Genomic DNA, 23,793 nt, shown 5'->3' on the forward strand with positions numbered 1-23,793 from the left:
CGATCCTCACGCCGCAGTGGTCTGTTTTTCGTAGAGGAAGTGCAGGATCTTCTGGCGCAGCTGGTGATAACGCGGCTCGTCAGCCAACGCGACGCGTGAACGCGGACGTGGCAAGTCGATATCGAGCATATCGCCCACGTGCGCCGCAGGTCCGTTGGTCATCATCAGCACGCGATCCGACAGCAGCACCGCTTCATCTACGTCGTGGGTGATCAGTACAATGGTGGTATTCAACTCTTGCTGGATGCGCATCACGCTGTCCTGCAAATGGGCGCGGGTTAATGCATCCAGCGCGCCAAAAGGTTCATCAAGCAGCAACACGCGCGGCTTCATCGCTAAGGCGCGTGCAATGCCTACACGCTGTTTCATGCCGCCAGAGATTTCGCCCGGACGTTTGTGCATCGCATGGCTCATCTGCACGCGATTGAGGTTATGCTCGATCCAGTCGCTGATTTCCGCTTTGCTCATCTTGCCTTTGAATACCTGCTTTACCGCCAGCTCGACGTTTTGGTAGGTGGTTAACCACGGCAGCAAGGAATGGTTTTGGAATACCACCGCACGCTCTGGGCCGGGACCGGTGATTTCACGGTTATCACACAACAACACGCCGCTGCTGGGGCGCGTTAGCCCGGCGATCAAATTCAACAAAGTAGATTTGCCACAGCCGGAATGGCCGATCAGGCTCAAGGTTTCTCCTTCGCGGATGTCAAAACTGACGTTATCGAGCGCGAGGAAATCGCCGCCAGATGTGTTAAAGCGCTGGCTGACCTGCTGTACGCGAATGATATGTTGCATGGCGATCCCCTTATTTTTCCCAGCTAAAACGACGGACCAGCAGCATCAAGCCCTGCTCCAGCAGCAACCCAACCACACCGATAATCAGGATGGCGATCAGGATGTTTTCCACGTTGAGGTTGTTCCATTCATTCCAGATCCAGAAACCGATGCCCAGGCCGCCGGTTAGCATTTCAGCGGCGACAATCACCAGCCAGGCGATACCAATAGACAGGCGCACGCCGGTTAATACCGCCGGTAACACCGCAGGCAGTAAAATGCGACGCATCACCGTCCATTCGGAGAGTTGCAAAACCCGTGCAACGTTGAGGTAATCCTGCGGAATACGCTGCACACCTTCGGCGGTGTTGAGGATCATTGGCCAAATAGAGCAGATAAAAATGGTCCAGCTGGAAGCGGGTTCAGCGCGTTGAAATAACAGCAGGCCAATCGGCAACCACGCCAGCGGACTCACCGGGCGCAGCAGCGCAATAATTGGATTGAACATGCGTGACATAAAGGTAAAGCGCCCCAGCAGAAAACCGGCGGGAATGCCCACCAGCGCAGCCAGCCCAAAGCCAATGGCGACACGTTGCAGTGACGCGAGCACGTTCCAGCCGATACCCTGATCGTTCGGGCCGTTGTTATAGAACGGATCGGCGAACAGCGTTTGTGCCGCCTGCCAGGTTGCATACGGCGTGGGAAAACCCTGGCTCGACAAGGCGGCGATTTGCCACACCAAACCCAGCAGCAGCATACCGCTCAACGCAGGGATGACACGCTCTAGCAGTGGACGCAGACGGGCCGGTTTAGCCGCCGCTTTAGGGGCAATCTGTAGCGGAATAATGGTTGCGCTACTCTCTGTTTTCGCAGGTTGCGCCAGGGCGCGAGCTTCAGTTTTCATGACAACCTCTGTTAACGTTTGATGGCAAAGCTGGCGGCGTAAGCGGCAGGATCGGTTCCATCCCACACTTTGCCGTCAATGAAAGTACTGCTGCGCATCTCGCTGGCGGGCAGCGTGACGTTACCGACCGCGCTGGCGGCCTGCTTGTAGATATCTATGCGGTTGATTTGGCGTGCCACGGCCAGATAATCGGGATCAGTTTTCACCAGGCCCCAACGCTTCATCTGCGTCAGGAACCACATGCCGTCTGATAAATAGGGGAAGTTGACGCTGCCATCGTGGAAGAAACGCATGGCGTGAGCATCTTGCCAGGTTTGTCCCAAACCGTTTTCGTAGTGGCCAAGCATCCGGCCTTCCAGCGTCTCGACTTTGGTGTTGATCCATGCGCGCCCCGCCAACGCCTTGACGGTTTCACGGCGGTTATCGTCTGAAGCGTCGATCCAGCGAGCCGCTTCCAGCACGGCCGCGGTTAGCGCGCGAGCGGTATTCGGATTTTCAGTGACCCATTGCGCACGTGTTCCAAGCACTTTTTCCGGGTGATCTGGCCAGATCTGCTGGCTGGTCACGGCGGTAAAACCAATGTTGTCGCTGATGGCACGCTGGTTCCAGGGTTCACCGACGCAGTAGCCGCTCATGTTGCCAATCTTCATGTTCATCACCATTTGCGGTGGCGGCACGACAACGGTGCGCACATCTTCAAATGGGTCGATACCGGCATTCGCCAGCCAGTAATAGAGCCACATGGCGTGAGTGCTGGTGGGAAACGTGTGGGCGAAGGTGTAGCTGCCCTTGGCTTTAGCATCGATGGCTTTTTTCAGGCTGGCGGCATCCGTTACGTTTTGCGCTTTCAACTGGTTAGAGAGGGTTATCGCCTGACCGTTGTTGTTGAGTGTCATCAGGTTAGCCATGTCGTGCTGCGGTCCTGCGACACCCAGTTGCAGGCCATAAAGCATGCCGTAAAGCACATGCGCGGCATCCAGTTCACCCGATGTGAGCTTGTCGCGCACCGCAGCCCAGCTGGCTTCTTTGCTGACCTGCAGCGTAATGCCATATTTCTTATCGAAACCTTTCAACGATGCCATAACGACCGGCGCACAGTCGGTGAGTGGAATAAAACCGACACGCACCGTGGTTTTTTCGGGTGCATCCGATCCCGCCGCCCAGGCGGCATGATGCAAACCTGGCAATAAATAGCTGCCACCTACTGCGGCTCCAGCCAATAACAACTGACGGCGTGAGAGTGAAAAAGGCGTTTTGCTCATCATTGGCACCTGAAAAAATGAAATAAAAAAAGGCGTCCTCCGACATGCCGTAGCACGCGGATGGACGCCTTTATCCAAAGCACTCGCTTCACCGCCGTTGGCGAAACAAATGCGCATTGTCTGTAAGGTAAAGCAAAGCCTGTGCCAATGTGTTGAAAGCCAGCTGGCAAGGCTTTTCCATCACAACTGATGGAAAATCACACAAATTTGCACCCTGCTGACGCACTCTACGCACAGGCTTTGTGCAACTACCTCCTTTGAGTTACCCCTTTAACGTGGCCGCCACAGCCAGCACGGCATTAGCGATGTCCAGGATGCGTTTGTTTTGATTCATGGCGCTTTTACGCAGCGCCTGCCACGCAGACTCTTCACTGTGACCGTGCTGCTGCATCAACCAGCTTTTGGCCTGATCGATAATTTTTCGCTCATCCAGCGTGGCACGCATTGAAGCCAGTTCCTCAGCCTGATTGCGTAAACGCTGAGCCTGTTCGCCAATCATTGACAATACCGAACGTCCTAATTGCGGCGCTAATCCATCGCTGTTCAGGGTTGCGGCTTCGCCATTGAGCCAGTCAGCGCCGGAAACATACAGGGCAAAACTGCTGTCACCTTGCGCCACCTTGAGTGGGGCTTCCGCCTGTAATTTTGCGACGGCAATAGCTTCACGGCAGCGCGTCATTAACGTTGCCGATAAATGATCTTCTATGCGTTTCATGTGATCGATACGAACCGACAGCAGCGAAAACCAGTTCAGCGCACCCGTCTCTTCGCTTTGACCGCCGGTGCAGGCGATGCGCCGTAAACGCTCGATTTCACGGCTGGCCTGCGCCAGCGGTTGCCAGCAAGCCAGCGCGTCGACATCTGCAAACTGGCTGAAGGTTGCGAAACTCTGCTCTTGCGCATCAATCAGCGCCACCATGCAGCGACGCTGCTCCGCGCTAAATTGCCCTACGGTGAATCCTGCCGAACCGGTTGCACGCTCCTGGCCCGCCAGCTCTTTTCCCTGCATAAAACTGAACAATGCGATCAACGCGCGTGAAATTTCGGGATGGCTGGCGGTGTCAGCGGCTTCAAACACCAGATTTAATAAGCTGCGAATAATGTGATTAAACGCGGACATCGCCTGCGCGTGACTCAATTGCTGATCAGAAAGTTGAAGGCGAAGCGTCGGGAGATCGTTTAACGCCTGTAAAGTCGCCGCAATCAGCATAAACATCCGGCTGTAACCCGGTTGCGCCAGCGCAGGCGGTAAAACCTGGTAAAAAGCGTGCTGGCACTGAATCACATCCTGCTCGCGCGCCCGCCGCTCTTGCGCGAACAGTTTTCCCTGTGAGCAGATCCAGATATTACTTGCGCCACGTTCTCGCTGCAGTTGATGTACTAATTCGCTCACAGCAGCCAGTAACTGGCCGGTACGCAGCAAGCGTTGCAGGCTGGCAATATCACTTTCACATGAAGCTTGCAGGTACTTCAGCGCATCCGTCATCGCCCAACCCTCATCGCGTAAAGTTCAATTCAAGCAAAAGCCATGCCGCTTTATTAAAAGAGTGAGATCGCCGTTACCCCGGAAATTCTGATTTTGATGAGAAAATTAAGTGAAAGACGTTAAGATTTCTGTTAACAAGTAATTAGAAAAACTTAATAGTTTCCAAGATAAGCGGTGCGTGACAGGATAGGTTCCACTATCATTACTTCCTTTATGACGTTAATCATTTAATTCGATTTAACTATCACAAACTACAGCGTTTTTTTTGCGCCTTCGTTTACCTAAAGGCCCTCGCGTTAACACGCATCGATGAGGTGCGCAATGGTTTGAATTCTCAAAAGTCTTAGGTAGACTGAGGGCGGCACTACCTCAATGTAAGTTGGCCGTTTTTTTAACCGGCAATTTTAATCACGGCGCAAAGCCAGCCTCGGCGAACAACTGCATGATGCCGGGCAATATGCAGATACTTTGATGGGATCACGACGAACATGGTGAAAAAGAGTTTCGCGTTAACGCTGTTGGCAGTGTTGGCTTTGGCTGGTTGTAAGGCTCCGCCGCCCCCTGTCACCGATGATACGTTGGTCACCAGCGTCGTTAACAACGTTAAATTGGTACATCGACACGCCGTGTTAGCACCGAAGGAATTTGAGCCAGTTAATCAAACCTGGCGCGCTTTATATAGCGCATCTGTGATGACCACCCCAGATTACGGCGGCAAAGTGGTGCGTTATCTGGAAAGTGGTAAACCTTTTGAAGTGTTAGGCAGCGTGGAAAACAACTGGCTTGCCATCGCCGACGAAGCCGACGGCCCAATGATTGGCTATGTCCCATTGAAATCAGGCGTGGAAAGCAGCCGTTATGAGGCGACCGTACGTAGCGATCGTCCGCGTCCACGTAAGACAAAACAAGTCTGCGTTGCTGTTGGCGGCGCAAGTAAAGCCTGTCGCACTAACGATACCGCGACCTGGATCTTAGACTAAACATGGAATCCGGCGCATATTGCCCGCAGCACCGCCCTGGTCTGCGGGTTCAGGGATTTGCCATTGGCTGGAAGAACACATATTAATGACTGTGGAATCCCCTGCGCGTGAGGCAACTACCTCAGGCAATGAGAATCTATTACTGAATGCTGCAGCGCCTTTGCTGAACGCTGTAGTGCAAATTCGTCAGGCGGCTACGCATGACGATCCTGCCGGTCTACGCCAGTCACTTATCGATGAAATTCGTCAGTTTGAACAGCGCTGTAAACAAGCCGGCTTGCCCTTTGAGATGATCATTGGCGCGCGATACTGCCTGTGCAGCGCATTGGATGAGGCGGCGGCGCAAACGCCTTGGGGTACGCGCGGCGTCTGGTCCGGCAACGGCATGCTGGTGACATTTCATAACGAAAGCTGGGGTGGTGAAAAATTTTTCCAGCTGCTCTCGCGCATCTCTCAAAGTCCACAGCAACATCTTTGGCTACTGGAAGTGGTGCATTATTGCCTGTTACTTGGTTATGAAGGCCGCTATCGCGGTAATGAGAGTGGCCGCGCCCAATGCGAAGGCATTCGCAAACGTCTGGCAACCTTAATCGATGAAACCCGTGCGCAGCGTAGCGTGACACCTGCACCGTTAGTGGTGGTGCACCCGCTGGTCAGCACATTGGCACGTCCGATGGTGCCGCTCTGGGCCTGCGCCACCTTGGTGGCATTAATCGCCTGCCTGATATACAGCGGCCTGAACTGGCGATTAGGCAACGCTGCTGAGCCATTGCTGCGCGCTATCTATCAGACGCCTTTGCCGCAAATTACGGTAGGTCGCCGCCCTTCTTCGCCTCAGGCGCTGCTGGATTTGCGCCAGCGTCTTAATGATGTCATTGCTGCCGGTCAGCTGGAAGTCAGCGATGGCGCGTTCGGCAGTAAAGTGATTATTCCTGCTGACAAGCTATTTGCCGCCGAAGGCACGGCAATCAATCCTGTGGGTCGTGCCTTGCTGGCGCGTGTTTCCGCAGCGATGAAGGACGTGAAAGGAACGATTTTGGTGTCGGTGTTCACTGACGATCGTCCGGTCGACAACAGCCGTTTCGCCTCAAGTTATGAATTTTCTTTCGCCCGCGCTCGTGCAGTGACGCAATTAATGCAGGTTCAACTCGCCGATGGACACGTCATTCGTTCTGAAGGCCGCGGTGACAGCGATCCGCTGTTGCCCAATGACAGCAGTGAAAACCGCACCCGCAACCGTCGCGTTGAAATTACCTTGTTTGCCGCGCCCGAAACGCTCAGTAATCATCAAGGAGCTCAATAATGCGCGCTTCCGTTCGCTTGCTTTTAACTCATCGGCTGCTGTGGAGTTTTATTGGCGTAACCGCGCTGAGCTGTCTGCTATGGATGCTTGGCCCGCTCTGGGTATGGGGTGATACGCGCCCGCTGGAACCCGCGCTGAATCGTCAATTAACTGTCGGCGCGCTGATCGTCTTGTGGGTGCTGTTTCAACTGCTTCCGTCCTTGTATCGTGCCTGGTTCAATAGCCGATTACTGACGCAACTGCAGCTTTCAGACAGCGACGATCCGGCTGAACGCCAGATTACGGAAGAGTTGCTCAACCAACGCTTTAGTGACGCGGCGACGCAGTTAAAACGCGCCCAGTTTGGCCGTCGCCAGCGCGGCAGTTGGCTATCCAGAGTCAGCGCCAACTATCTTTATCAGTTGCCGTGGTATTTAGTCATGGGCGCGCCAGGCGCCGGTAAAACCACCGCATTGTTAAATGCGGGCCTGGAATTTCCCCTGACTGACAGTTTTGGCAAAAACGCGATTCGCGGCGTGGGTGGCACGCGCAACTGTGACTGGTGGTTTACCGATAGCGCAGTGTTAATCGATACCGCTGGACGTTATGCCCTGCAGGAGAGTCAGCGCGCTCGTGATGCCAGCGAATGGCGCAGCTTTATCAATTTACTGAAGCGCTATCGCACCCGACAACCGATTAACGGTGTGATCATGACTATCAGCGTCGCCGATCTGTTGAGTGACTCTGCTGAAGCGCGTTTTGCTCAGGCAACGGCGCTACGTGAACGCATGGCGGAATTGCATCAACATACCGGCATTCATTTTCCTGTTTATGTGATGGTGACAAAGACCGATTTGCTGAAAGGCTTTATGAGCTTTTTTGGCGCTATCGACAAGTCACAACGTGACGCTATCTGGGGCTTTACCTTTAACTGGGAATTGGGCAAGCCGAACAAGGATGACTGGCACGCCAATTTCTCGCAGCAATATCACCGTCTTGAGCAACAGCTTCAGCAGCAATTAGCGCAGCATATGGCGCAAGAGCGCGATCTGAATCAGCGGGCTGAATCTTTCTTGTTTCCGCAAGAATTCGCTTCACTGCGCCCTTTACTGAATGAATATCTCGATATTGTTTTTTCCGATCATAAAGATGCCGTGGCGTGGAGTCCGCGCGGCCTGTTCTTTACCAGCGGCACCCAGGAAGGCTTGCCGTTTGATCGTGTCATGGGGGAGTTGAGCCGCAAGCTGCAACTGCGCCAGCCAGGCGATCATTCAATTGCGGCCTGGGATAGCGTCAATCGCAGCAGCCCTATTCCCGGTAACAAAGGCCAGAGCTTCTTTATTCGCGATCTGCTCAGCACATTGATCTTTAGAGAGAGCGGTTTGGCTGGCAGCAACCGCCACTGGGAATACCGCAACCAACTTTTCCACTGGATTGGCTACGGCGTGCTGGCGGGAGCCTTACTGATTTTGTCTGGATTGTGGTCACTCAGCTATTATCAAAATCAGCACTACTTGCAGCTGGTGGAAACGCGCGTCGCGCCAATTATCCAACAAAGTCAGCAAGTGATTCATCAGCCAGCCGATAATATTTTCGATCTGCTACCCTTTCTAAATAGCCTGGTGAAGCTGCCGCTGTCGGATAAGTTTTCTCTCGATAATCCGCCGCTTACTATGCGGGTTGGCTTATTTCGCGGTACGCAAGTGAGTGACGCCGCGTGGGTGCTTTATCAAAATGCGCTTAAGTCTTTACTGCTGCCGCGTGTGGCTCAGCAGGTAACGAATCTGCTGCGTAGCGATCCAGGCGATGACAATACCTATAGCCGAAATGCATTACGCGCCTATCAAATGCTTTATGAGCCGCGTAATTATGATGGAGAATTTCTGCGCGCCTGGCTGTTACAGAATTTGCAACGCACGCTGCCCAATAATGTCAGCGCCCGTGATTTACAGCAGCTTGACTGGCATCTGAGTCAGTTGCTGGATCAGCAAATTCAATCTTCGCCTTATGCGCGCGATAACGCATTGATGATGCGTAAACTTGCGGAAAATCTGAAAAATGCGGGTCACGATAGCAATACGCTTGCCGTAACGCCTTTGCGCGTTGGAGAGCGATTGACCCTGCATAGCGAGTAATGGTGAGGTGAACATGGCTGCGTATACTGTTCCCGGCTGGTATGGCAAGTTGCCTTCAACAGGCGACTTTCTACATCATCGACTCAGCGAGAAGCACATCACGCCCTGGAGCCACTGGTTTCAGCAGGGTTTGATACAGTGGCATATGCAAGAAAATGCCAACTGCGCGGCTTTTTTGCGCGCACCGGTGTGGAATTTTGTTTTGCCAATAACGCCGGGCAGGCAGCAGATTCAGATGGGGTGTTTATTGCCCTCGTGCGATCGCGTGGGCCGCGCCTGGCCGCTGGTGGCGCTGCACAGCTTCTCACTGAATCAATGGCACCCGGCGCAGCTGACTATTTCCGGTGACTGGTTTCAGGATCTCGGCGCGACCTTGCTACAGGCGGTACAACAGCCGCTGAATGCTGAACAGCTAGAGCAGCATATTCAACGCTTGCCCCCGTTGCTGGTGCCGGTAAAGCAGCCGTCAGACATCATGGATGTGATTGGTTTTCAGGATCTGCCCTGCACGCTCAGCTGGCGTGAAGTGGCGGAACGTTTCGATCCCCAGCAGCACATGAGTTACTGGTGGAGTAATCGCAGTGATGGTTTCGTGCATGCCACTCACAAGCACAGCGGCAACCTGACTGCAGATCTGTTTTCGTTACTCTTTAACCCGGCGGCAGGTGCACAGCCGGGACGTAATGGCCTTTATCCACCAATGTTTGAGTGAGGCCGGTTGCGTTTGCCCTTCAATACGGGATGACCCATGCAATTTACCATTGTGCAATGCACTACAGAGGTTCCGATGAAAACCGTGGCGTTCCTTCCGCCCGGTGGGACTATTGGACGCAGTCAGGATAACGATCTGGTCTTGCCTGATGAATCGCGGGCAATTTCACGTTTACAGGCGTTGGTGCACCTCTCCAACGAAGGCGAGTGCCGTCTGACCAATCAAGGCAGCGTCACGCCGGTTGAACATAACGGTGTCACGCTGGGTCGCGGAATGCAGGTGCATCTCAAGCACGGTGATGCGCTGCGTATTGGCGAATATGCTTTGGAAGTGCGCGATCCTGCACGCAGTCATGAAAGCAAAGACGATCCGCTGGCATTCTTCAGCGCTGAAGCTGCGCAACTCACCAATCCATTGGGCATTGGTGAACAGCATGATGTCGATGCCTTGGCGGTGGAAACGGAGAGCAGCCCTACACGTCATGAGCGCCACAGCGACGCACGTCTGGCAATTGATCCCCAAACGAATGAACCGCAGCGTCAGTCTCATACGCAGCCTTACGATCAAGACAAACTGATCGCCGCGCTGCTGGAAGGCATGGGTTTGAACAACGGCCATGCTACGCCGATTGATGAGGAACAGATGCGCATTACCGGCCGTATGTTAAGCCTGTTTTCGCAAGGTACCGTTGCCTTAATGTCATCGCGCTCTATTCTTAAGCGCGGCGTGAAAGCTGACATGACGATGATCCTCAACGAGGCCAATAATCCCTTCAAAATTTTGCCCTCAGGTAAAACCGTTTTGATGCAAATGTATCAAAGCCAGATGCCTGGTTTTATGCCGCCGGAACAGGCGGTGCGCGATGCGCTGGTGGATTTGCAGGCGCACCAGCTAGGCATGATAGCCGGTATTCGCGCCATTATTGCCGCCATGCTGCAATCCTTTAATCCGCAACGTTTGGAAGAACAAGCGCGCGTTGATGGTATGTTGCCGAAGCTGCCATTCTCCACCCTCAAAAAAGCCGCGCTGTGGGACTATTTCATGCGTAACTATCAGCGCACCGCAGGCGAAATTGAAGATGACTTCCACACCTTGTTTGGCGAAGCCTTTCTTCATGCCTATGACATGGAAGTCAACCAGTACAAAGATTCTCAGACGCGAGTGGATGAAGCATGAAAATTGTTTTTGCCAGCCGCTGCCAGCAGGGTTTACGCGATGAAAATCAGGATCGTACCGGTGCTGAACTCGACGACAGTAAAGCCTGCTTTGTGGTGTGCGACGGTGTTGCTGGTTTACCTGGCGGTGACAAAGCGGCCCAACTGGTGCGTGATAGCCTGATCAATCAACTCAAAGCGTGTGAAGATTTTTCGCCCGCGTTTACCCAGCGAGCCGTTGAACACTGTCGGGCATTACTGCATGAAGCCCAAGGAAAAAATCCGAAATTTTCACGCATGAGCACCACGCTTGCGGTCCTGTTTATTGACCGTGAACAACAGCGCGCATGGTGGGCGCATGCAGGTGACAGCCGGGTTTATCACTTTCGTCACGGCATGCTACATCAGGTGACGCGTGACCACAGTCTGGCGCAACAGCTCAAAGAAGCAGGCTATGAAAATACCGGCATTAACAGTAATTTACTCTATAATGCGCTCGGTGCAGCCCCGTCTCGTCCGGTGAGTTTTTCTGATGAAATTCAGCTTGAAGATGGTGACGCCTTTTTAGTCTGCACCGATGGGTTTTGGCTTAACCTGACCACCAATGAGATGGAACAAGCGTTACGCATGGTTAACGCTTGCGAAGAGTGGTTGGCGCTGATGGAAGGCGCGGTGAGCCGTAGCGTTAAAAAAGATAATCTCAGTGCTTTGGCTGTTTGGATTGGTGAGCCTCAAGAGGCCACCTTGCTCTATTCGCTGGCTGATTCGGCTCGTTTTCTGCCGCCTCGTTATTGATTCCAAGGATTCATATGAAATTGTGGTTGCCCGGCATTGCCACCCTGCTGATTGCCTTTAACGTGCAGGCGGAAAATTATCGTGTGGTTTATTCGCCCAGCCTGGCGCTGGAAGTCTATATCGATAATGTGGTGAGCAAAGCGCCTGACGACTGGTGTAAAGAGACGCTGCCGTTGCGCATCGTTTCGGGTAAGAGCAAAGATTCGGCGGTTCTTACCACTTTTTTACCGCGTGTTGGCACGCTGTTAGCTAACCAATGCGGCACGCTTGATGTTGTGCCGTGGCAAATGACGGACAAAGATGGCGGCGTTTTAGCCAGCGGCAGCGCCAGCAAATTACAAAACTGGCGCCCCATTGTCATGGCTGATGCCACCACGAGCGCCAGCGACAGCAATGCCGCCCCACTCGATTTATCGCGTCCGGCTGACAGCACGCCATTGCAGCACTTTGATCTGCCCAGCGGCTGTCATTTTCGCACCGCGTGGGATGATAATGCAGAATCGATGTTTATTCCTGATGTCCGCAAACAGCAGTGTTCACCAGACGGCTGGGTAGAAGGCAAAAGTGAGTTGACCCTGGCGGGAACAGGAAAGTCCGTGAATGTGCCGGTTACGTTTTATCAAGGTTACCCGATCGCTAATTTATCCATTAGCGGCAGTCCGTTAGAGGTGGTCTCCGCCAATAATCAACGCATGATAGTTACGCGTCCGGATGCTACCGATAGCTGGTTGATTTTGCCCTTTGATGCAAAACAGCATCTCTGGCGCTTTAATGGCACCTTATTGGTGAAGATGGAAAAGAGTACTGCAGAGCAAGACGCCAACGCGGTGAAATCGCGAGTTGAAACCTTGCGTGCCCTTTGGGGGCCGCATTTTATGCCACAGCAAAAAGTGAATGTGTTACTCATCGACACCCTGCACGCGGATCTGGTTGATCCGGCCATCGGTGCCTGGCGTAACATCAATTAATTACCGCGCAGCCTGGCGAACAGGCGTGTTCAGAGAGTTCACTATGTCGGCTAATGATAATCAAAAAATGGTTCCGAATGCTCTGCCTGACGGTTACCGGTTTAATGAGTTTGAGATCAAGGAAGTGATTGGTGGTGGCGGCTTCGGCATTGTCTACCGCGCATGGGATCATCAGTTAGAACGCACCATCGCAATCAAAGAATACATGCCGGTTTCACTGGCGCAACGCGCCACGGATTTGTCACTTGAACTGCGTGGCGAGCGTTTTCAAAAATTATTTAATGCCGGACTGAACAGCTTTATTCAGGAAGCTCGTCTGCTGGCGCGTTTTAATCATCCCGGCTTGCTGCACGTTTTGCGCTTTTGGGAAGAGAACGGCACCGCGTATATGGGCACGCTCTATTACAGCGGCATGACGCTCAAAGAGTGGCAGACAACCAGCCCTGAATCGATTTCGGAAGCCTGGATTCGCCGCCTGTTGCCGCCGCTGTTAGGCGCCATTAATACCATTCATCAGGCGGGTTATCTTCACCGTGATATTTCGCTCGATAATATCCAGATTCAAGATAATCAATTGCCGGTGTTGCTCGACTTTGGATCAGCGCGCAAAGAGATTGGCAATTTATCGGATGAAACCGAGATTATGCTCAAACCCGGCTTTGCGCCGATAGAGCAATACAGTGAAGAAGGCGAAGTGGAACAAGGTCCCTGGACCGATATCTATGCGCTGGGTGCGGTGTTACACAGCCTGATTACCGGTAATCCGCCACCGGTGAGCGTAGTACGCTGCATTGAAGATAACTATCTCCCGTTGGTTGAGCGCAAGCTGGAAGGTTTTTCGCTGTCGCTGTTGCACGCGGTAGATTGCGCATTAGCGATGAAGCCAGGCGATCGTCCGCAGAGCGTTGATGCATTCGCTGCCCTGATCGACTTGCCGGTCAGCGACGTTGAAGCCGTGGTTAACAGCCTGCAAGCTGCGGCGGATATGCCGCCTGCGCCGGTAGTTGTGGCTGAAGAGCCCGTTGACGCACCTGAACCGGTGGTGATGGCGGTCAATCATGGCGCATCCATCATTGAGCCGGTCACGCCTCGCAACGTTCGTCGCCTGTCGCCGGGTTTGTTGGGCATCGCTGGCGTGGCATTGCTGGCTGTCATTGCCGTAACATGGATGGTGAATAAGCGCAGCGTTGCCCCAGTGGCTGAGAACACATCCGTAGCGCCAACGACCTCGGCAAACTCGCCAGCCTCCAGCAGCGTTGCCGCCGTGCCTGTCGCTTTGGCCACGGTTTATCTCAAGCTGGGGAATGGTGAAAGCATCGTGTTGAATGGTCAACCGCTTGAAGTGAAGCCGGGAAGCAGCGGTTTTGCGGCATTGAATCTGGCTGCGGGCCAATATCGCCTGGAAGTGCATGCGGGCAACATCACGCACACGCAATCTCTGACCATTGATAAACCAGGCACCTGGTTAATTAACCCAGGAAATTAACGCTTAACCTTTTAGTGAAAAAAGCTTGCCTGATGCAGAGTAAATCGCCGACTCGTTGGCGCTTTACTCTTCAGGCGAGTTTTTCTTAAACGGAAGCATTATCGCCCTCTTTAACCAAACAATTTCCTGATTCAGTCAACCGGGCAGCACACGCAAACGGTCAGTTATCCTTGCGCCTGATTGCAACAAGATTGCAGCGCCCGCACCTGATGCGCCAGCCGACTCAAGTTTTCCTCTTCCATCCCGCGCTTTGCCAACTCCTGCTCCAGTGAAAACAGGTATTGCGCATTGGAGCCGAGCGGCCCAGTCGCGGCAGCAATTAAGGGGGCAATCGCATCCGGGCAAGAATCGGATTCATACAGCGGATGACGCGGATCCATGATAAACGCCAACGCCGTTACGCTACGACCATCATCCAAAGCGAGTTCGCACCAGGTTGGCAAATAGCAACCGGTAATCATCTCGCGCTTCCACAGCAACGCCAGCTCTTCATGCAGGCGTGCTTCCGGCAAACGAAAGGCCAATCCGCTGGTTTTGCCGCCCTCTTTCAGCGCTAACATGCGACCGGGATGACTTGATGTTCCGCGCCCCGCAATCAAACGCAGGCAAAAGGCGCGATGCCAGCCTTCCAGTGAACCGGATGCGACTTCATCCGCTTCAAAAATAGGGTTCCACATCAGAGAGCCGTAGCCGAAGATCCATACCGGGCTGTGATCGGGACGGCATGCCAGTGTGGCCGCCAGTGAAGCCGCACGCTGCTCGCAACTCCATAACAACGTCTCTTCGATATCACCGAACGACGTTTTACAATCCGCTTTTAATAAAAATTCCCGAGTTAACAATCTGACCTCCTCGACACGTTTGACGTCCTGTCTGAATGACTCACCTCTTGTGCTGACCTAAAGCGATCTCGCGCTTCGTTCTATAAAACGACAGTAATTCATTTTTATTGAGGGTTACAAGCGTGATGGTGCTCACAAGATAAAAAAAGAAGGCGAACCTTTTGGGAAAAAAATAAAAAAGGGCCAGATTTTTCTGGCCCCGAAGGGAATGAGCACTCAATGCTTGGGATGCCACTTATTATCTTCACCTTTTTCGTACTCTTTTTTCACGGCTGACCAGGCAACTTTATGCGCCACCTCTTCTCGCGAGTCATCGCCGCGACGATCCTCTTCATCTTTATATTGCGACCAAGCGCTATTAAACGCCTCTTGATAGATATCTTGCGCATGTGCGGGTAGCACATGCTTAACGCTGTCCGGTAATCCACTTCGGCTACTGTAAGGCATAACTCCTCCTGTGTTTAACACCGACTTTAAGTTTGGTCGAAGTTGGGAAAATCTCAAACTTGAGTTAATACGACCTTAGCTTATTAAACGAAATTTAAACGAGATAAAACGCATTAATCCACCTTAAACAAGAGGATTAATCGATTGATAAGTGTAAATAGCAGAATCACATCCTGCTGATTAATAATCACTAAAATCAGATAACAGCTTCTTAATTCCGTTTTAACAAAATTATTGCTTAAAGTAAAAACCAGTAAATATTTACATCTTATGACGGTTAAAAGTTAAACTGGTTAAGTTGATTATTTTCATTATATTTTACGGGTGCGCTAACACGTTCCGTCTATTTGAACAGCTTAAGAGGATGGTGAATGCCAACACATGAGAAAACGCGTCACAAGGAATTCTGGCTGATATTTCCCCTCATCACGCTGGGTGTCCTCTATTTTTTTAGTGGACAAACTTCAATGCCAATCGTTATTGGCATCAACTTGTTGGCGCTGATTGCTATTTTAAGTAGTGCTTTTAGCGTAGTACGACATGCCGACGTGCTTGCGCATCGCTTGGGTGAACCTTATGGATCACTGATTCTCAGCTTGTCGGTGGTGATCCTTGAGGTGAGTTTAATTTCGGCATTGATGGCAACGGGCGACGCAGCACCCGGATTGATGCGCGATACGCTCTATTCAATCGTCATGATTGTCACCGGTGGATTGGTAGGTTTTGCCTTACTGCTGGGTGGGCGCAAATTTGCTACCCAATATGTGAATCTGGCGGGCGTTAAACAATATTTGATTGCGATTTTTCCGCTGGCTATTTTGGTGTTGGTCTTTCCCAATGCCCTGCCAGGCGGTAACTTTACTACGACGCAAGCGCTGATTATTGCCGCCATTTCTGCGGCGATGTATGGCGTATTTTTGCTGATTCAAACCAAGACGCATCAAAGTCTGTTTGTCTATGAACATGAAGATGACAGCGACGATGGCGACCCGAGTCATGGTAAACCGTCCGCACACAGCAACGTTTGGCATACAGGATGGTTGATCGTCCATTTAATCGCCGTGATTGCCGTGACCAAAATGAATGCCAACACGCTGGAGTATTTACTTTCAGAGTGGAATGCACCGCAGCAGTTCACCGGTTTCCTGGTGGCGCTGTTAATTTTGTCGCCGGAAGGTTTAGGCGCAATCAAAGCGGTGTTGATGAATCAGGTGCAGCGAGCCATGAATCTCTTCTTTGGCTCAGTCCTGGCGACTATTTCGTTAACCGTTCCAGCGGTAACCATCATTGCTACGTTGACCGGCCAGGATTTGATATTTGGTCTTGAGCCACCGCAAATGGTGATCATGATGGCATCATTGATTCTGTGTCAGATTTCCTTCTCAACCGGCCGCACAAACGTGTTGAACGGTGCAGCACATCTGGCGCTGTTTGCCGGTTATCTGATTACCATCATGTTGTAATTCAGCCGACTGATGCAGCTTATTCAGCGCGAAAAAAAAGAGCGATTTCTCGCTCTTTTTTCTTTTTTGCGGCTGATTACTTACTGGTGTCGAGTTCCGGGAAACTTTTTACCAGCTCATCAATCGCTTTCATCTGCGCCAGGAACGGCTCAAGTTTGTCGAGCGGCAGCGCTGATGGGCCATCGCACAGCGCGTTAGCGGGATCAGGATGCGATTCGATGAACAAACCTGCAATGCCAACCGCCATACCCGCGCGAGCCAGCTCAGCAACCTGCGCACGACGTCCACCTGAAGCAGCACCAAACGGATCGCGTGTTTGCAGCGCATGCGTGACGTCGAAAATCACCGGGCTGTTATTGGTGACTTTTTTCATCACGTTAAAGCCCAACATGTCGACCACGAGATTGTCGTAACCGAAGTTGCTGCCGCGATCGCAAAGAATCACTTTATCGTTGCCGCCTTCCGCAAATTTATCAACGATATTGCCCATCTGGCTCGGGCTGACGAACTGCGGTTTTTTCACGTTGATAACGGCACCGGTTTTCGCCATCGCTTCAACCAGATCGGTTTGACGCGCCAGGAATGCCGGCAACTGAATAACATCAACCACATCCGCAACCGGCTGCGCTTGTGAAGCTTCATGCACATCTGTGATGATTTTCACGCCAAAGGTCTGCTTCAGCTCCTGGAAAATCTTCATGCCCTCTTCAAGGCCTGGGCCACGATAAGAGTGAATAGATGAACGGTTCGCTTTATCAAAAGAAGCTTTGAACACGTAAGGAATGCCGAGTTTTTCGGTCACTTTTACGTAGTGCTCGCAGATGCGCATGGCGAGATCGCGTGATTCCAGCACGTTCATACCACCAAACAGTACAAACGGCAGATCGTTTGCAACCTTGATATCACCAATACTCACGACTTTCTGTGTCATGCCCTTTCCTTATCTGTGAAGGCGCCCTTAATGCAGCGTCACTTGTTTTTGTTCAATTGCGTGTATCTGAACTTTAATCATTTCGCTAACCGGATCTTCAGGACACTGTTCAACGAAGTACGTTAAATCAGTGAGCGCGATATGTTCGCACTCGAGCTGCGCGTAGATCAAACCGCGATCGCGAATTTCATAAGGATCATCAGGATCAATACGCAGCAGAACCTGGCTCACATTCAGCGCCAGCTCCATCTGCTTCTCTTCCATCAATGCAGCTTTCAACGTATCGAGCATCTTGCGCATTACGCTGACTGTTTTCGCGCCGTCCAGATCATCGTCATACAGACGTGCGGTTGGGCTGATATTGCCTTTTAACCACACTTCAAGCGTATGTTTATCCAGCGTTTCGCCATTGAAAGGATTGATCAGCCATTTGTCACCATCAATCCAGTCGGCACGTAGAATAAGCTGGGTTGGAAAAATAACCGGCATCAGCGGCAGTTCTAACTCGGCAGCGATGTGCAGCAGAATGACGCCCAGCGACACCGCTGTACCCTGACGCGTTTTCAGTACGTTATCTAACCACAGCGCATCTGAAAGATTGTATATGCCGCTTGCCCCGCCAAATCCCCATTGGCGATAAAACAGTTCAAGCAGCTTTTCGAGTTGCAAATCGGCATCTTTTTCGCAGCTGACATACTCGCGTGCTTCAGCCACTAAGGCCGCCAATTGCGCTTCCACTGACAACGCCGGGAAATCGGCGCGGATGGCAAGCGTGGCACCAATCACCGCTTCACACAGCGGCGTCTGGCTATAATCTAATTGTTCGGTGGCGGTCATACGATCCCCAATAACGGCATTTTGGTTACCGCCAGCTTGATGACTATCACCAGCGCGATTAACGCCACAATAAAGGCGATCCAGCGGGTGCGGTCAGTTCGCGGACGACGACTCAGTGCCACGGAAGCTAAGGCGATGTAGATGATAACCCCTAATAGCTTCTCAGTCAGCCAGCTTCCTTGCGGAGAAAAAGGGTAAAAATGGGTGATCATAACTAACATGACGCCCGTAATGAGCAGCAAAGTGTCATTAACGTGCGGCAGAATGCGTACCCAGCGGCGCATCATCATGGCAGAACTGCTGCGTTGCCAGTAAAAACGCAACAAGAAAAGTGTGATAGTGATCGCCACCGTGAGCAGGTGTAAATGTTTGATCAGAGGATAATAAGCAAACATGTCAGTTCCTTGTTAATTTGCCAGTTGACCAAAGGTCACGCGCGGATTACCGCCATAATCATTTGCCGTTGCCACGGCTTGATAACCGTTTTTAATCATCAACTGGCGCACCGCGTGTTCCTGCTGCCAGCCATGTTCCAACAGCAACCAGCCGCCCGCGGCTATCCAATGCGGGGCTTGTTCAATCAACGTTCTTAAATCAGCTAATCCCGCTTCCTCTGCCACCAAGGCGCTGCGCGGCTCAAAGCGTACATCGCCCTGTCCGAGATGGATATCATTGGCATCGATATAAGGTGGATTGCTAACGATAAGATTGAAACGGCTGGGGGCAAGGTCACGGAACCAGTGACTCAGCGAAAAAGAAGCATTAGAAAGTCCGAGCTGTTCGGCATTAAGCTGCGCCAGCTCCACGGCCGCTTCGATACGATCTACGCCTACCACCTGACAGTCGGGACGTTCGCTGGCTATCGCCAGAGCAATCGCACCGGTGCCAGTGCCAAGATCGAGTATGCGAGAAGGCGTAGCCGGTAGACGCACTAGCGCCTGCTCAACCAGAATTTCGGTATCCGGGCGCGGAATCAAGGTCGCATCGTTGACGCGCAAAGGCAGCGACCAGAATTCTCGCTCGCCAATCAAATGCGCTACCGGTTCACCCTGCGCTCGACGCAGCAGTAACGCGTCCAATTGTGTAAGCTGTTGGTCGTTAAGCAACGTTTCATCAAATGCCATCAGCCAACTCCGCGATTTGCCGGTGACAAAACTCAGCAGAATCTCTGCATCGCGCTTTGGGCTGTCACCCCCGCATAAGGTCGCAATCGCGTGTTTTAGCCAGTGACGAATATCCATTAATCCTGACCAGCCAGCGCCGCCAACTGATCTGCCTGATATTCCTGCACGATAGGCTCAATCAGACTTTCCAGTTTGCCTTCCATGGTTTCATCCAAACGATAAATTGTCAGGTTGATACGATGATCGGTGACGCGCCCTTGAGGAAAGTTATAGGTGCGGATTCGGTCAGAACGATCGCCACTGCCCAAAAGGTTGCGACGCGTATTGGCTTCTACCGCATGACGCTTTGCCATCTCTGCCGCGTGAATACGGGCACCCAACACCGCCAGTGCTTTGGCTTTGTTTTTATGCTGTGAACGCTCGTCCTGACACTCCACAACGATGCCGGTTGGCAAGTGAGTAATACGAATCGCAGAATCGGTGGTGTTGACGTGCTGACCGCCCGCACCCGACGAGCGGAAAGTATCAATTTTCAGATCGCCCGCGTTGATTTCTGGCATCTCTTCTTCTGGCAATTCCGGCATCACCGCCACGGTACAGGCGGAAGTATGAATACGCCCTTGTGATTCGGTTTCTGGGACGCGTTGCACACGATGACCACCTGATTCAAATTTCAGCCGGCCATAGGCGCCTTCACCAATGAAGCGAGCAATCACTTCTTTATAGCCGCCATGCTCGCCTTCGTTGGCGCTGACAATCTCTACGCGCCAGCGACGCGCTTCGGCGTAGCGGCTGTACATACGAAACAGATCGCCAGCAAAGATCGCGGCTTCATCGCCGCCCGTGCCTGCACGGACTTCAACAAAACAGGCGCGTTCATCATCGGGATCTTTCGGGAGCAGCAAGACTTGCAGCTGCTGTTCCAGCGTTTCACTTTGCTCACGCGCCTGCTGCAACTCTTCCTGTGCCATATCGCGCATTTCGGGATCGTCGAGCAGCATTTTGGCGGTTTCAATATCTTCTTGCACCTGCTGCCATTCACGGAAGCAGCGAGTGACATCACTGAGTTGTGCATATTCGCGCGAAAGCGCACGGAAACGATCCTGATCGGCAATCACAGCCGCGTTGCCCAGCATAGCTTCCACTTCTTCGTGGCGCTCCTGCAGCGCTTCCAGTTTGGCAACAATTGAGGTTTTCATTTAAATGTGGGATTCCCGTAACAGGTGGCAACAGCCAGTTGTCTACTCGAGACCCAGGCTGTCGCGAAGAATCTGCAGGCGTTCTGAATCGCCGTCGCGGGCGGCCTGCTGAAGAGATTTGGTTGGTGCGTGAATCAGGCGATTTGTCAGTTTATGCGCCAGTTCCTGCATGACTTTCTGCGGATCGGCACCTTGCTGCAAGGCCTGCAATGCGCGGCCTTCTAGCTCAGCGCGAATGTCTTCCGCCTGTGAACGGTATTCGCGAATCGTGTTAACTGCGCCTTGTGCACGCAGCCAGGCCATAAATTCGCCACTCTCCTGTACCACGATGCTTTCAGCCTGAACTGCCGCTGCTTTGCGCTGCGCCAGGTTCTGCTCAATGATCGCCTGGAGGTCGTCTACGCTATAAAGGTAGGCGTTGGCCAGTTTACCCACTTCCGGTTCGACATCACGTGGAACGGCAATGTCGACCAGTAACATCGGTTGGTTACGACGCGCTTTCAGCGCACGTTCCACCATGCCTTTACCGATAATCGGCAGCGGACTGGAAGTGGAAGAGATAATAATGTCAGCTTCGGCCAGGCGTGAATCAATGTCTGCCAGGCTAATGACTTCCGCGCCCACTTCCGCGGCCAGCGTTTCAGCACGCTCGCGGGTACGGTTAGCGATAATTAATTTTTTAACCTGATGCTCACGCAGATGGCGCGCCACCAGCTCAATGGTTTCACCTGCGCCAACCAGCAGCACATTGACCGTTGAAAGGGACTCGAAAATTTGGCGTGCCAGCGTACAGGCAGCGAAAGCCACAGAAACGGCATTAGCACCAATTTCCGTTTCAGTACGCACGCGTTTGGCAACAGAGAAGGTTTTCTGGAACATGCGCTCCAGCTCACTGCTCAGTGCATGACCGCGCTGAGAATCAGCAAAGGCTTTTTTAACCTGCCCCAAAATTTGCGGTTCACCCAGCACCAGCGAATCAAGACCGCTGGCAACGCGCATTAAATGACTCACCGCTTCGTTGCCATGATGCCAGTAAAGGCTGTTGCGCACGTCATCCTCATCCAGCTGATGGTACTCACACAGCCAGCTCACCAAACGCTCCTGGAGGTCAACCTGCTGCTCTACACTCAGGTAAAGTTCGGTACGATTGCAGGTCGACAATACCACGCCGCTCTGCACCATTGGCTGAGAGAGCAAGCTATTTAAAGCCTGCTCCAGCGTCTCCGGCCCGAACGATACACGTTCGCGCAGAGCAATGGGGGCAGTTTTGTGATTGATTCCAAGTGCGAGCAGCGTCATGGTGATTTGAGTTGGGATGTCCCAATAATGTCAGGGTTTTGTGAGGCGCATTCTACAAGATGCAACAGATCAAGAAAAGCCATACAAAGCCTATGACTGTAATAAGATTAACCTGAAGGTATGCAATTTCGCGTATAACAGCATTGACTGCTTAAATGCGGATGGTTAGCGTTATCCGTTACGAATTAAAAACGTGTCTGAGGAGATGACCACTTGATGCTTAATTCCCCACGCAATCTGTTGCGCCTTTTACCCCTTGCCAGCGTATTACTGGCCGCCTGTAGCGTTAACAAACCGCAACAAGGTCCGGGGCCAAGCGTTACCGCGCCACAGTGGCAACAGCATCAGCAAGCGGTCACAAAAGTGACGCATTACCAGACGCGCGGCGCGTTTGCTTATTTATCGGACAAGCAAAAAGTCTACGCCCGTTTTAACTGGCAGCAAACCGCACCCGATCGCTATCGCTTGCTGTTAACCAATCCGCTGGGCAGCACTGAATTGCAGCTTGATGCGCAAGGTTCGGTGGTGCAATTAGTGGATAACAAAGGCAAACGTTACGTCAGCACTGACGCTGAAAAAATGATTTCGCAATTAACCGGTATGGATATTCCGCTGGCTAACCTGCGTCAGTGGATGATGGGTTTACCGGGTGACAGCAAAGCGTATCAGTTGAACGACCAGTATCAGCTAAGCAGCCTTAACTACAGCCGTGATGGGCAACAATGGCAGGTCACTATCTCGGATTACGACAGCAAGGTCACGCCACCGCTGCCGGCTAATCTGGAGCTGAAAGAAGGCGACCAACGCATTAAATTGCGCATGGACAGCTGGACCGTTCAATGATCACTACCTGGCCTGCTCCGGCAAAACTGAATCTGTTTCTTTACATCACTGGCCGTCGTCCTGACGGCTATCACAACCTGCAAACGCTGTTTCAGTTTCTTGATTATGGTGACACACTGCATATCGAACCTGACCAAAGCGGCAACATCAGCTTATTGACGCCGGTTGCGGGTGTGTCCGATGAGCAGAACCTCATTGTGCGGGCCGCTAAACTGCTCAAACAGGCTGCAGAGACATCAAATCCACTGCTTGCTCAGGCTGGTGCGCGAATCAGTATTGAGAAAACGTTACCGATGGGCGGCGGTTTAGGGGGTGGCTCATCAAATGCGGCAACAGTTTTAGTCGCGCTAAATTATTTATGGCAGTGCAATTTAACATCAGACGAACTGGCAAAACTGGGCCTGCAATTAGGTGCCGATGTGCCGGTTTTTGTTGAAGGTTTTGCTGCATTTGCTGAAGGCGTGGGTGAGCAGCTACAGCCCGCCCAGCCTGAGGAAAAGTGGTATCTGGTGGCACATCCTGGCGTCAGCATTGGTACGCCTGAAGTGTTCAATGATCCGGGCTTAACGCGTGACACGCCTGTGCGTGATTTAGCAGCGCTTTTAGCTGCTCCATTCAGCAATGATTGTGAAGCAGTGGTAAGAAAACGTTTTCGTGAGGTTGATGAGCTTGTTTCCTGGCTGCTAGAATACGCGCCGTCGCGCCTGACTGGCACCGGTGCTTGCGTGTTTTCTGAATTTGACACCGAGTCCGCCGCACGTCAGGTGCTGGAACTTGCTCCGAAAGGAGTACGTGGTTTTGTAGCAAGAGGTGTTAATGTCTCTCCGCTACGGCGTACACTTTCCGAGCGACCAGCGACTGCGTGACAGT

The 23,793-nt window shown here is 52.4% G+C and carries 23 protein-coding genes; 11 read left to right on the top strand and 12 right to left on the bottom strand.

What is annotated here, in order from left to right; translation table 11 throughout:
* Positions 1-6 precede the first annotated feature (6 nt).
* From MUG06_RS06490 to MUG06_RS06505, 4 genes are all read right to left on the bottom strand, one after another.
* Positions 7-795: an ABC transporter ATP-binding protein gene (locus tag MUG06_RS06490; RefSeq protein WP_243078099.1), complete on the bottom strand. Its 789-nt coding sequence runs from the start codon at positions 793-795 to the stop codon at positions 7-9.
* Between the two features lie 10 nt (positions 796-805).
* The gene (gene ntrB, locus MUG06_RS06495; RefSeq protein WP_215846975.1) at positions 806-1,678 is read right to left on the bottom strand and encodes a nitrate ABC transporter permease; all 873 of its coding nucleotides are present in this window, start codon (positions 1,676-1,678) and stop codon (positions 806-808) included.
* A gap of 11 nt (positions 1,679-1,689) precedes the next feature.
* Positions 1,690-2,940, bottom strand: coding sequence for a CmpA/NrtA family ABC transporter substrate-binding protein (locus MUG06_RS06500; protein WP_243078100.1), 1,251 nt, complete (start codon positions 2,938-2,940; stop codon positions 1,690-1,692).
* Positions 2,941-3,202: 262 nt separating this feature from the next.
* A complete protein-coding gene (locus MUG06_RS06505; RefSeq protein ID WP_243078101.1) occupies positions 3,203-4,426 on the bottom strand; it encodes a nitrate regulatory protein in 1,224 nt (407 codons plus the stop codon).
* A 488-nt stretch (positions 4,427-4,914) separates the two neighbouring features.
* On the opposite strand from MUG06_RS06505, the gene MUG06_RS06510 reads away from it, so the two are divergent.
* The 8 genes from MUG06_RS06510 to MUG06_RS06545 all read left to right on the top strand — a co-directional run bounded on the left by MUG06_RS06510 (position 4,915) and on the right by MUG06_RS06545 (position 13,938).
* A complete protein-coding gene (locus MUG06_RS06510) occupies positions 4,915-5,406 on the top strand; it encodes an SH3 domain-containing protein (RefSeq protein ID WP_243078102.1) in 492 nt (163 codons plus the stop codon).
* An 85-nt stretch (positions 5,407-5,491) separates the two neighbouring features.
* Complete coding sequence (gene icmH, locus MUG06_RS06515) at positions 5,492-6,709, top strand: type IVB secretion system protein IcmH/DotU (RefSeq protein WP_215846977.1); 1,218 nt, start codon at positions 5,492-5,494, stop codon at positions 6,707-6,709.
* Positions 6,709-8,823 (top strand): type VI secretion system membrane subunit TssM, encoded by a 2,115-nt coding sequence (gene tssM / locus MUG06_RS06520; protein ID WP_243078103.1) that lies wholly within the window; start codon positions 6,709-6,711, stop codon positions 8,821-8,823. Before icmH ends, tssM begins: the two co-directional genes overlap by 1 nt.
* 13 nt (positions 8,824-8,836) lie before the next feature.
* Positions 8,837-9,535, top strand: a complete 699-nt coding sequence (tagF, locus tag MUG06_RS06525; protein WP_215846978.1) for a type VI secretion system-associated protein TagF — start codon at positions 8,837-8,839, stop codon at positions 9,533-9,535.
* 36 nt (positions 9,536-9,571) lie between these two features.
* Positions 9,572-10,711, top strand: coding sequence for a type VI secretion system-associated FHA domain protein TagH (tagH, locus tag MUG06_RS06530; protein ID WP_243078104.1), 1,140 nt, complete (start codon positions 9,572-9,574; stop codon positions 10,709-10,711).
* On the top strand, positions 10,708-11,484 hold the full coding sequence (locus MUG06_RS06535) for a protein phosphatase 2C domain-containing protein (RefSeq protein ID WP_215846980.1): 777 nt from the start codon (positions 10,708-10,710) through the stop codon (positions 11,482-11,484). Before tagH ends, MUG06_RS06535 begins: the two co-directional genes overlap by 4 nt.
* Positions 11,485-11,498: 14 nt before the next feature.
* Positions 11,499-12,452 (top strand): hypothetical protein, encoded by a 954-nt coding sequence (locus tag MUG06_RS06540; RefSeq protein WP_243078105.1) that lies wholly within the window; start codon positions 11,499-11,501, stop codon positions 12,450-12,452.
* A 43-nt stretch (positions 12,453-12,495) separates the two neighbouring features.
* Positions 12,496-13,938: a serine/threonine-protein kinase gene (locus MUG06_RS06545; protein ID WP_215846982.1), complete on the top strand. Its 1,443-nt coding sequence runs from the start codon at positions 12,496-12,498 to the stop codon at positions 13,936-13,938.
* Between the two features lie 164 nt (positions 13,939-14,102).
* Here the strand turns inward: MUG06_RS06545 and MUG06_RS06550 are convergent, their stop codons facing one another.
* Together MUG06_RS06550 and chaB are read right to left on the bottom strand one after the other, a co-directional pair.
* On the bottom strand, positions 14,103-14,780 hold the full coding sequence (locus MUG06_RS06550) for a gamma-glutamylcyclotransferase (RefSeq protein ID WP_243078106.1): 678 nt from the start codon (positions 14,778-14,780) through the stop codon (positions 14,103-14,105).
* 216 nt (positions 14,781-14,996) lie between these two features.
* On the bottom strand, positions 14,997-15,227 hold the full coding sequence (chaB, locus tag MUG06_RS06555) for a putative cation transport regulator ChaB (protein ID WP_215846983.1): 231 nt from the start codon (positions 15,225-15,227) through the stop codon (positions 14,997-14,999).
* A gap of 371 nt (positions 15,228-15,598) precedes the next feature.
* Between chaB and chaA the strand changes: the two genes are divergently transcribed.
* Positions 15,599-16,690, top strand: a complete 1,092-nt coding sequence (gene chaA, locus MUG06_RS06560; RefSeq protein ID WP_215846984.1) for a sodium-potassium/proton antiporter ChaA — start codon at positions 15,599-15,601, stop codon at positions 16,688-16,690.
* 76 nt (positions 16,691-16,766) lie between these two features.
* On the opposite strand, the gene kdsA is transcribed toward chaA, so the two are convergent.
* From kdsA to hemA, 6 genes are read right to left on the bottom strand one after another with little or no spacing between them, the layout of a single operon-like run.
* A complete protein-coding gene (gene kdsA, locus MUG06_RS06565; RefSeq protein WP_243078107.1) occupies positions 16,767-17,621 on the bottom strand; it encodes a 3-deoxy-8-phosphooctulonate synthase in 855 nt (284 codons plus the stop codon).
* A 27-nt stretch (positions 17,622-17,648) separates the two neighbouring features.
* The gene (sirB1, locus tag MUG06_RS06570; RefSeq protein WP_215846985.1) at positions 17,649-18,458 is read right to left on the bottom strand and encodes an invasion regulator SirB1; all 810 of its coding nucleotides are present in this window, start codon (positions 18,456-18,458) and stop codon (positions 17,649-17,651) included.
* Entirely contained in the window at positions 18,455-18,853 is a 399-nt protein-coding gene (locus MUG06_RS06575; RefSeq protein ID WP_215846986.1) for a SirB2 family protein, read from the bottom strand. Before MUG06_RS06575 ends, sirB1 begins: the two co-directional genes overlap by 4 nt.
* A 12-nt stretch (positions 18,854-18,865) precedes the next feature.
* Entirely contained in the window at positions 18,866-19,699 is an 834-nt protein-coding gene (prmC, locus tag MUG06_RS06580) for a peptide chain release factor N(5)-glutamine methyltransferase (protein WP_243078108.1), read from the bottom strand.
* Positions 19,699-20,781, bottom strand: a complete 1,083-nt coding sequence (gene prfA, locus MUG06_RS06585; RefSeq protein ID WP_215846988.1) for a peptide chain release factor 1 — start codon at positions 20,779-20,781, stop codon at positions 19,699-19,701. The genes prmC and prfA overlap by 1 nt, the downstream gene beginning before the upstream one ends.
* A gap of 42 nt (positions 20,782-20,823) precedes the next feature.
* Positions 20,824-22,080 (bottom strand): glutamyl-tRNA reductase, encoded by a 1,257-nt coding sequence (gene hemA / locus MUG06_RS06590; protein ID WP_215846989.1) that lies wholly within the window; start codon positions 22,078-22,080, stop codon positions 20,824-20,826.
* Between the two features lie 216 nt (positions 22,081-22,296).
* Here hemA and lolB point away from each other — a divergent pair, with 216 nt between their 5' ends.
* On the top strand, positions 22,297-22,923 hold the full coding sequence (gene lolB / locus MUG06_RS06595; RefSeq protein ID WP_243078109.1) for a lipoprotein insertase outer membrane protein LolB: 627 nt from the start codon (positions 22,297-22,299) through the stop codon (positions 22,921-22,923).
* On the top strand, positions 22,920-23,789 hold the full coding sequence (ispE, locus tag MUG06_RS06600) for a 4-(cytidine 5'-diphospho)-2-C-methyl-D-erythritol kinase (RefSeq protein WP_243078110.1): 870 nt from the start codon (positions 22,920-22,922) through the stop codon (positions 23,787-23,789). Before lolB ends, ispE begins: the two co-directional genes overlap by 4 nt.
* Positions 23,790-23,793 lie beyond the last annotated feature (4 nt).

This window comes from Pantoea sp. MQR6 (assembly GCF_022761075.1).
Lineage (GTDB): Bacteria > Pseudomonadota > Gammaproteobacteria > Enterobacterales > Enterobacteriaceae > Pantoea > Pantoea phytostimulans.

Coding starts and splice junctions, on each gene's coding strand:
- tssM (WP_243078103.1), top strand. CDS start 6,709: ATGCGCGCTTCCGTTCGCTTGCTTTTAACTCATCGGCTGCTGTGGAGT.
- tagF (WP_215846978.1), top strand. CDS start 8,837: ATGGCTGCGTATACTGTTCCCGGCTGGTATGGCAAGTTGCCTTCAACA.
- ntrB (WP_215846975.1), bottom strand. CDS start 1,678: ATGAAAACTGAAGCTCGCGCCCTGGCGCAACCTGCGAAAACAGAGAGT.
- prfA (WP_215846988.1), bottom strand. CDS start 20,781: ATGAAAACCTCAATTGTTGCCAAACTGGAAGCGCTGCAGGAGCGCCAC.
- MUG06_RS06575 (WP_215846986.1), bottom strand. CDS start 18,853: ATGTTTGCTTATTATCCTCTGATCAAACATTTACACCTGCTCACGGTG.
- MUG06_RS06535 (WP_215846980.1), top strand. CDS start 10,708: ATGAAAATTGTTTTTGCCAGCCGCTGCCAGCAGGGTTTACGCGATGAA.
- MUG06_RS06540 (WP_243078105.1), top strand. CDS start 11,499: ATGAAATTGTGGTTGCCCGGCATTGCCACCCTGCTGATTGCCTTTAAC.
- MUG06_RS06505 (WP_243078101.1), bottom strand. CDS start 4,426: ATGACGGATGCGCTGAAGTACCTGCAAGCTTCATGTGAAAGTGATATT.
- hemA (WP_215846989.1), bottom strand. CDS start 22,080: ATGACGCTGCTCGCACTTGGAATCAATCACAAAACTGCCCCCATTGCT.
- icmH (WP_215846977.1), top strand. CDS start 5,492: ATGACTGTGGAATCCCCTGCGCGTGAGGCAACTACCTCAGGCAATGAG.
- MUG06_RS06500 (WP_243078100.1), bottom strand. CDS start 2,940: ATGAGCAAAACGCCTTTTTCACTCTCACGCCGTCAGTTGTTATTGGCT.
- MUG06_RS06545 (WP_215846982.1), top strand. CDS start 12,496: ATGTCGGCTAATGATAATCAAAAAATGGTTCCGAATGCTCTGCCTGAC.
- chaB (WP_215846983.1), bottom strand. CDS start 15,227: ATGCCTTACAGTAGCCGAAGTGGATTACCGGACAGCGTTAAGCATGTG.
- sirB1 (WP_215846985.1), bottom strand. CDS start 18,458: ATGACCGCCACCGAACAATTAGATTATAGCCAGACGCCGCTGTGTGAA.
- ispE (WP_243078110.1), top strand. CDS start 22,920: ATGATCACTACCTGGCCTGCTCCGGCAAAACTGAATCTGTTTCTTTAC.
- kdsA (WP_243078107.1), bottom strand. CDS start 17,621: ATGACACAGAAAGTCGTGAGTATTGGTGATATCAAGGTTGCAAACGAT.
- chaA (WP_215846984.1), top strand. CDS start 15,599: ATGCCAACACATGAGAAAACGCGTCACAAGGAATTCTGGCTGATATTT.
- lolB (WP_243078109.1), top strand. CDS start 22,297: ATGCTTAATTCCCCACGCAATCTGTTGCGCCTTTTACCCCTTGCCAGC.
- MUG06_RS06510 (WP_243078102.1), top strand. CDS start 4,915: ATGGTGAAAAAGAGTTTCGCGTTAACGCTGTTGGCAGTGTTGGCTTTG.
- tagH (WP_243078104.1), top strand. CDS start 9,572: ATGCAATTTACCATTGTGCAATGCACTACAGAGGTTCCGATGAAAACC.
- MUG06_RS06490 (WP_243078099.1), bottom strand. CDS start 795: ATGCAACATATCATTCGCGTACAGCAGGTCAGCCAGCGCTTTAACACA.
- prmC (WP_243078108.1), bottom strand. CDS start 19,699: ATGGATATTCGTCACTGGCTAAAACACGCGATTGCGACCTTATGCGGG.